This is a genomic window from uncultured Campylobacter sp. (assembly GCF_938040115.1).
In the GTDB taxonomy this organism is placed as follows: domain Bacteria; phylum Campylobacterota; class Campylobacteria; order Campylobacterales; family Campylobacteraceae; genus Campylobacter_A.
The window spans coordinates 1-4,441 of the sequence record NZ_CALHXD010000032.1 but is presented as its reverse complement, the minus strand read 5'-3'; the positions used below and the strand labels follow the sequence as shown (position 1 = coordinate 4,441).

The following is a 4,441-nucleotide window of genomic DNA, read 5'->3' as shown; positions in this document are numbered from 1 at the left end:
GCGTTTAGTTCATTTAGCGCCTCGTCTTTTTGCGCTAAAATTTGCCCCAGCTGTAGCACTCTATCCTGCAAATCCGCGATAGTTTTATTCGCATCGTTTAGATTTATCTCGTAGGTTTGGGTTAGATTCGTGAGTTCGTTTTTCTCTTTTTTGACGCCTTCAAGCATCTCGTTTACGAGCCTGTTTATGTCGGCAAGCTCTTTATTTTCGCTCTTTGCGCGGTCCAAATTTGAAAAAATTTCTTTTATGACGTTTTCTTTACGAACGAGCTCGCTTTGTGATGAGGCGATTTGCTTTTCACGCTCGCTTAAGTCTTTTTGTAGTTTTGCCAGATCGCTTTGGCTAAGGACGTATTTTACGACGACGGCGCCGATGATGAGCATAAAAACAAACATCAGCCCAGCCATCAGGTCCGCATACGATATCCAAAAGGTCTGGTCTCCGCTTTTGTTCTCGTTACGCGTTTTCATCTAGCATACTCGCCTTTTCGATGGTTTGCAATATCTCATTCGCCTCTTTATCAAGCTCGTCGATGTCTTGCTTTAGCCCTTCAATGAGCGCGCTATTATCATCATAAGCTTCGATTGCTTCGTCGTCAAAAGCCTTTTTAAATGCCTGTACACCGTCAATCAAGCTCTCTTTAAAGCCATCCATTGCAAGTTTTTGTTTTTCTAAGATTTCACTACTAAATTTAGAAAGAGACTCACTGAAATTTTTAACATTATACTCTAGTTCGCCCACGCTCTTTTCGAGCCTTGCGATACGCTCGCCACCCACATCATAGAGACGGTTGTACTGCTCGGCAAATTTTAGTTGCATATCTTTGATGTTGCCGTTAAATTTATTGATAACGTTTAAGATTTCGGCGTGAACTTTGATCAGATCTTTTTGATCTTTTGAGGATTTTAGCAGCGTATTCATCGTTTGTTTGATGTGTTCGCCACTTAGCTTGACAGCCTCTTCTTCGTTTTTCAAGATATTTGTAAAAGTTTTAAATTTAGCCTCGATAGTCTTATCCAGCTCCTCAAAGAACTCGGCGTTACTAACATGCTCAAAGATCACTCCGATCTTTTCAAAGTGTCTTAAATTCTCTTGCAAATATCTTCTATCAAGCTCCTCTTTCGTCCAGAAAAAGCCGCTCGTAGCGTTTTTTTGTCTTCGCACCAGCGTTTCAAATTTACTCGTTCCGTATTTTTCAAAAAATATCCACCAAAGCGCTAGAAAAATACCGTAAATAGAGACGTAAAACGCAGTCGCCACGCCGCTAAGAAGGGTTGAAATTTCAGTTTCGAGCTCGGTAGTATTTGATGAATTAAACTCAGGCATAGAAACCGCGATACTGATAAATGTTCCCAAAATACCCAGCATCGGAAAGATGCCCGCACCCACGGAAGCGAAATTTTCGTTACGTAAATTTCTAGTATAGTAGGCGACAAATTCATCAAAACCGGCGTTTGACTTCGTATCTTTGCCGATAACTAAAAGATGTTTGATGATGTATTCTTTTAAATTTCGCTTAAAATCAGCTCCGCTTTGCTCAAAATAACAACAAGCAAGCTCGGCGCTATTTTTAGCAAAGATTAGCGAAATAACCCAAATAATACCCATCATAATAACCGTGTGTAGGCCGATTTGAAAATCTATATACCCCAAATACCCAAGAAGCGCGACGAGATATATCGCCGTCGGCAAAAATATAATTTTCGTATACACGAAAAAAGATTGCCTGCCTTTTACCTCAGGCAACGCCAAATCAGTGAAATTATCGTTTCTCGCTTCTTTTTTGGGTTCCATTGTAAGCCTTAATTTCTATTTAAGCAGTTTAAATCTTCAAAAGCGGTTAGCAGGCGCTTTACCATCGACTCCTCGCCGCTTCGTAGCCATTTGCGCGGATCGTAGTATTTTTTGTTCGGTTTATCGTCGCCTTCAGGGTTGCCGATTTGACCTTGTAAATAGGCTCTGTTTTTTAGCTCGTACGCTCTCACGCCGTCCCAAAACGCCCACTGCGTATCCGTGTCGATATTCATCTTTACTACGCCGTAGCTAACGGCATCTTTTATGTCCTTCAGCTCGCTACCGCTACCGCCGTGAAATACGAAATTTACGGGTTTATCGGTTAGAGTTTGAAATTTATCCGCGACGTATGCTTGCGAATTTTTCAAAATTTCTGGTCGCAATACGACGTTGCCCGGCTTATACACGCCGTGGACGTTACCAAAGCTTGCCGCTATGCTAAATCTATCGCTGATTTTACTTAGTCGCTCATATGCCCGCGCGACGTCTTCAGGCTGCGTATAAAGAAGCGCGTTATCAACGCCCGTGTTATCCACGCCGTCCTCTTCGCCGCCGGTTACGCCAAGCTCGATTTCTAGGCTGATGCCAAGCTCGCTAAGCTCTTTTAGATACTTCTCGCAAGTGCTTAAATTTTCCTCCAAGCTCTCCTCGCTAAGATCAAGCATATGCGAACTAAAAAGCGGCACGCCGTGAGCTTTTTTGTATTCGCGGCTAAATTTAACCAGCTCGTCGATCCACGGCAGTAGCTTTCTAGCCGCGTGATCGGTGTGTAGGATCACGGGCACGCCGTAAGCCTTAGCTAGCAGGTGCACGTGCTGTGCGCCTGCTACCGCACCTAGTACGTCAGCATTCCCACAAGCTTTGCCGGCGTAAAAGCCGGCTCCGCCGTTACTAAACTGGATGATAACGGGTGAGTTAGCCGTCTTCGCCGCCTCTAAAACGGCATTTACCGAGTCGCTTCCGACCACGTTTACCGCAGGTATGGCAAAGCCCTGCTCCTTTGCGTATTTATACAGCCTAGTTACGTCATCGCCGCTTAAAACGCCGGCTTTTACTACGTCTAAAACACCCATTTTATCGACCTTATTTGTATTCTACTTTAGCTTTTGAGCGAAGCTCGTCGCCTCTTTTTCTGATATCGTTTCTAAATTTCTCCATCTTTATGTTGCCCTCGATTTGAGGCTTAACATCATTTAGAGCTACTGTGCCGGCAGCTTTGCTATCCTCTTTTAGGATTACGTGGTAGCCGAAATTTGATTTAACAGGTTTTTGAGTTACTTCGCCTTTTTTAAGCGCAAATGCAGCGTCCGCGAAAGGTTTTACCATTTGAGATTGGCCAAACCATCCTAGTTCGCCGCCATTAGCCGCAGAGCCTTGATCGGTAGATTTAGATTTTGCTAGCTCTTCGAATTTTTTAACCAGCTCGTCGCCTTTTAGACCTTTTAGCGCAGCTATTATGTCGTTTGCGTCTTTTTCAGTAGCCACTAGGATATGTTTGGCTCTTACTTGTGCAGGCACGGCAAATTCGGCTTTGTTTTTATTATAAAAGTCGCTGATTTCGCCTTCGCTTACTTTTATATTGTCGAAAATTCTCTTCATCCAAAGATCAAGCGCAAGGTTGTTTTTTAGCTCTTCAAGAGCGGCTTTGTATTCGTCGGTCTTATCCAGTCCGCTCTTTTTAGCCTCGTCTAGAAGCAGTTTTCTGTTGATTGTTTCGTCGATTACTTTTTTCTGAGTGTCTTTAGGCAGTTGCTCAAGAGTAACGCCAGGCATAGCAGCAAGCGTGAAAGCCACGTCCTTATCGGTTATGCTAGAACCGTTTACGGTGGCGTACTCCGCCGCGTTTAGGCTTAAAGCCGCAGCCAAACTAAGAGATGCGAATAAAATTTTATTCATCTTTGTTCCTTAAATTTAGATTTTTGCGAGGGTGATTATAGCAGGAAAGTCATTAAATATAAGTTATAATTCATCGAAAATTTAAATAAAAACGGCTAAAATCGGCACTATGAGAACAAAAAAAGATATAAACGCTATCAAAAATTTATTTTTAGAAAATTTTAAAGACGCGGGCAGCGAGCTTAGATTCCAGAACCTCTACGAGCTGCTCGTTTGCGTGATGTTAAGCGCGCAGTGCACCGATAAGCGCGTAAATTTGATCACGCCTTCGCTTTTTGAGGCATACCCGGACGTCGCGAGCCTAGCGCATGCAAATCTAGCCAGCGTAAAAGCGCTCATCAGCTCCTGTAGCTTTTTTAACAACAAGGCCGAAAATTTGATCAAAATGGCAAAGAGCGTGATGAGCGAATTTGGCGGCGAGATACCGACTACCGAAAAAGAACTGATGAGCCTAGCCGGAGTCGGACAAAAGACCGCTCACGTCGTGCTGATCGAGCATTTTGGATCAAATTTGATGGCGGTGGATACGCACGTTTATCGCGTGGCGCATAGACTTGGCCTTAGCAGAGGCAAGACGCCCGAAGCCGTCGAGCTTGATCTAACCAAAGCCTTTAAAACGCAGCTAAATACGCTTCATCAAGCGATGGTGCTTTTTGGCCGCTACACCTGTAAAGCGATAAAGCCAAACTGCAAGGAGTGCTTTTTAAACGAGCTGTGCAGCAGCAAAGATAAGAAATTTCCTTAATCGCCG

Annotated in this window: 4 protein-coding genes and 1 pseudogene; 1 reads left to right on the top strand and 4 read right to left on the bottom strand. The window is 43.7% G+C overall.

Annotated elements, in window-relative coordinates:
• From Q0314_RS01390 to Q0314_RS01375, 4 genes and pseudogenes are all read right to left on the bottom strand, one after another.
• A pseudogene (locus Q0314_RS01390) lies at nucleotides 1–470 on the bottom strand (chemotaxis protein MotB); the annotation flags it as partial.
• Nucleotides 457–1,794 carry a MotA/TolQ/ExbB proton channel family protein gene (locus tag Q0314_RS01385; RefSeq protein ID WP_298055680.1) on the bottom strand — a complete coding sequence of 446 codons (1,338 nt, stop codon included), beginning with the start codon at nucleotides 1,792–1,794 and terminating at the stop codon, nucleotides 457–459. The pseudogene Q0314_RS01390 and the gene Q0314_RS01385, both read right to left, overlap by 14 nt.
• Nucleotides 1,795–1,802: 8 nt before the next feature.
• Complete coding sequence (fbaA, locus tag Q0314_RS01380) at nucleotides 1,803–2,867, bottom strand: class II fructose-bisphosphate aldolase (protein ID WP_298055678.1); 1,065 nt, start codon at nucleotides 2,865–2,867, stop codon at nucleotides 1,803–1,805.
• A gap of 10 nt (nucleotides 2,868–2,877) precedes the next feature.
• Nucleotides 2,878–3,690, bottom strand: coding sequence for a peptidylprolyl isomerase (locus tag Q0314_RS01375; RefSeq protein WP_298055676.1), 813 nt, complete (start codon nucleotides 3,688–3,690; stop codon nucleotides 2,878–2,880).
• Nucleotides 3,691–3,799: 109 nt separating this feature from the next.
• Here Q0314_RS01375 and nth point away from each other — a divergent pair, with 109 nt between their 5' ends.
• A complete protein-coding gene (gene nth / locus Q0314_RS01370) occupies nucleotides 3,800–4,435 on the top strand; it encodes an endonuclease III (RefSeq protein ID WP_298055673.1) in 636 nt (211 codons plus the stop codon).
• Nucleotides 4,436–4,441: the final 6 nt, after the last annotated feature.